We start from the raw sequence: 2,694 nt of genomic DNA on the forward strand, positions 1-2,694 counted from the left end.
ACTCTACCTCGTTGTCAATAGCTCAAAAAAAGAAAGACGAAAGACGGAATGGTTTAAGAGAAATATTGGATGCAGAGGAAAGGGACTGGAACGCGGAAAATGCGGTGGGGGAATGGGGAAGTATGAGTGCGAATGTGATGCGCACCTTAGAATCAGGAGAATACCAGCCGGAAACGGGAAGGAGAGAGATGGGGCGGCAAGGGAAGTTTTCTTTTGGACAGCCGGGAGAGAGAAGCTGGCAAGGGGCGAATAACGGTGGGCAATTGGTCGTGCAGCCAAAAAGGATGATGGTGCAGCGGAGAGCACAACCGTTGACGGGGGATTCGGTGACCTATGGCGATAGCATGAGGGCATCGAGGAGCAAAAAAGAAAACAAAACGGGCTTGCCTGATCGCCTCAAGGCAGGCATAGAGAACCTCTCTGGCTATTCGATGGATGATGTGAGGGTACATTACAACTCGTCGAAACCGGCACAATTGCAAGCACTGGCGTATGCACAGGGGACGGATATTCATGTGGGGCCGGGGCAGGAGATGCATTTGCCCCATGAGGCTTGGCATGTGGTGCAGCAGATGCAGGGGCGTGTCAAACCGACGTGGCAGGTGAATGGCATGTCTATAAATAGGGAGATGGGGTTGGAGCATGAAGCGGATTTGATGGGGAGCGTGAGCCTAACAATGGTCGAACAGCAGGCAGACCGACGGAAAAGCAAGTTGGTGGGATGGTCAGACGAAAGGGTGTTGCAGTCCCCAGTAATTCAACGAAAGGTACAAAAATTTGAGGCTATTGAGTCTAAGAATTATTTTCCACCAGGTTTTGACCTGAGCCAGGAACTAGAAAAGGTTTTCAGCCAGGAGAGTATGAAAATAATTAATGATAAATTATCAAATAGTTTACTGAAAACGACTCAGAGTCTGATCGAAGTTCCTGTGAAAGTGGAAGCGATATTGGAGAAAGATGATGATGATGTCACCCCCAAGCGAAAAACCTATAAAAGCGGAAACATAGGAAAGATAGGGAAGAATCTTTATTGGTTAAGAACAGGAACATGGGAAAGGTTTGAGGGAGGCCATCTAATACCGCACGCACTGTGGGACATATTAGATAATGATGTTGAGTCGGCTGATGATTACATAAATCTGGTGCCGATGTCAAGTACAATGAACCAAGAGACATGGAAAAAGATAGAGAAAGAAATGACCGAAAAGTATAATTCGCTCAAGGAAGGCGAAGAACTAAAAGTAGAAATATTAATAAAACGAGAAGTATTGAAATTAGGAGTATATGATATTATTGTAAAAAGATTAGAAATCGATTGGAGCTCGGAAGACACAAGAAAAAATAGAATAATCAAATTATATGGATGGAACCCAATAGATATATCATCGAAAATTGTAAATCAACAAACAGGAAGCGAAAGGAGAAACCGGGTAGCAGAGAATGAAGCAAGGGAGCCGAGCCGAGTGATAGAAACTAAAGACCAATTGATAGGGGCTATGGAAAGAGTAGGAATAAAGGACAGAGTTAAAAAAGAATTATGGAAGGAAATATTTGGCGCTTAGACCTAGCGTGTAAAAAAAAAAGAAAGGGAAAATAGATGGAGCTAGGGAGGGTGAAAGAATAAGAAACAAAAAGAAAGAAGCAAAAGAACAGAAAAAGGATAGGCAAGCAGATAACCCTACTGAATGGGTACACAAAAGTTGTTGGTATGGTTAAAGTTCAAATGGACAAGAAGAGCGTACGCTGTTCAAGAGGTTGTAGGGTGGGCAAATTGACCTGATAACTGATCTAATTGCCAAACTATCGTAATTTGCCCACCCTACCCGACTATTTTGTTGCATAATAAAGGAATTTAATGCTATCACCGGTTTTTGAAAAAAGCTTTAAGAAAGCGATCGCGGATCTTGTAAGGTGAGCATATTGACATGAGAACTGATTAAATGGCCAAACTATCGTACTTTGCCCACCCTACCCGACTATTTTGTTGCTTAATTTAGGAAATTCAAGCTATAACCGGTTTTTTAAAACAGCTTTAATAAAGCGATCGCTGATATTGTTTGGTGGGCAAATGAACAAGATTCCGGAATAATTAGTCAAACGATAGTTTTTTGCCCACCCTACCCGACTACCCTACGGCTAGCGATCACCTATGTTGTTGGTTGGGTTAAAGCAAAGTGTTCGCTCAAGTCGGGTGGGCAAATGGAAATGATTGGTGATCAATTGGTAATACGTAGAATATTAGCCCACCCTACCCCACATTCATAATTTGCCCACCCTACTCCCCTGCAAAATCTTCTAAATCGCTAAAATCTAGAACTTGTGGTAAATTCCTGCCACAACAACACCCCCAATCGGGTCGATACTTGCCTCGCTCCACCCATTTGTGAAAACTGGAATATTCCCACAAATGAGGACAAGACACCAAACCATGTTTAACTGGATGTAGCGTGAATATAATCTAAATGTCGGTGTAAATCATGGTCATTACGAATTGTATGCTCCCAAAACCGACGTTGCCAGACATTGCTTTCTCGATGCTTACGACGAGAAGCAGAAACATCTACCTCAAATGAGCGTTTTCCCCGTAAAGAGCGGGTAAATAACCTCAGTACAGGACAAAAGGCTTGAAAAGTTGACTTGGGTGGGGTTTCATCAGAATTACCACAGTGATCAGAAACCCCATGAATCAATAAG

At 43.1% G+C, this 2,694-nt stretch carries 1 protein-coding gene and 1 pseudogene; one reads left to right on the forward strand and one right to left on the reverse strand.

What is annotated here, in order from left to right:
* Positions 1-1,562, forward strand: a 1,562-nt coding sequence (locus F6K53_RS36835; protein ID WP_293084495.1) for a DUF4157 domain-containing protein, incomplete at its 5' end; no start/stop codon positions are given.
* A gap of 870 nt (positions 1,563-2,432) precedes the next feature.
* On the opposite strand, the pseudogene F6K53_RS36840 reads toward F6K53_RS36835, so the two are convergent.
* Positions 2,433-2,694, reverse strand: a pseudogene (locus tag F6K53_RS36840) (hypothetical protein); the annotation flags it as partial.

This window comes from Moorena sp. SIO4A1, assembly GCF_010672065.1.
Classification (GTDB): domain Bacteria; phylum Cyanobacteriota; class Cyanobacteriia; order Cyanobacteriales; family Coleofasciculaceae; genus Moorena.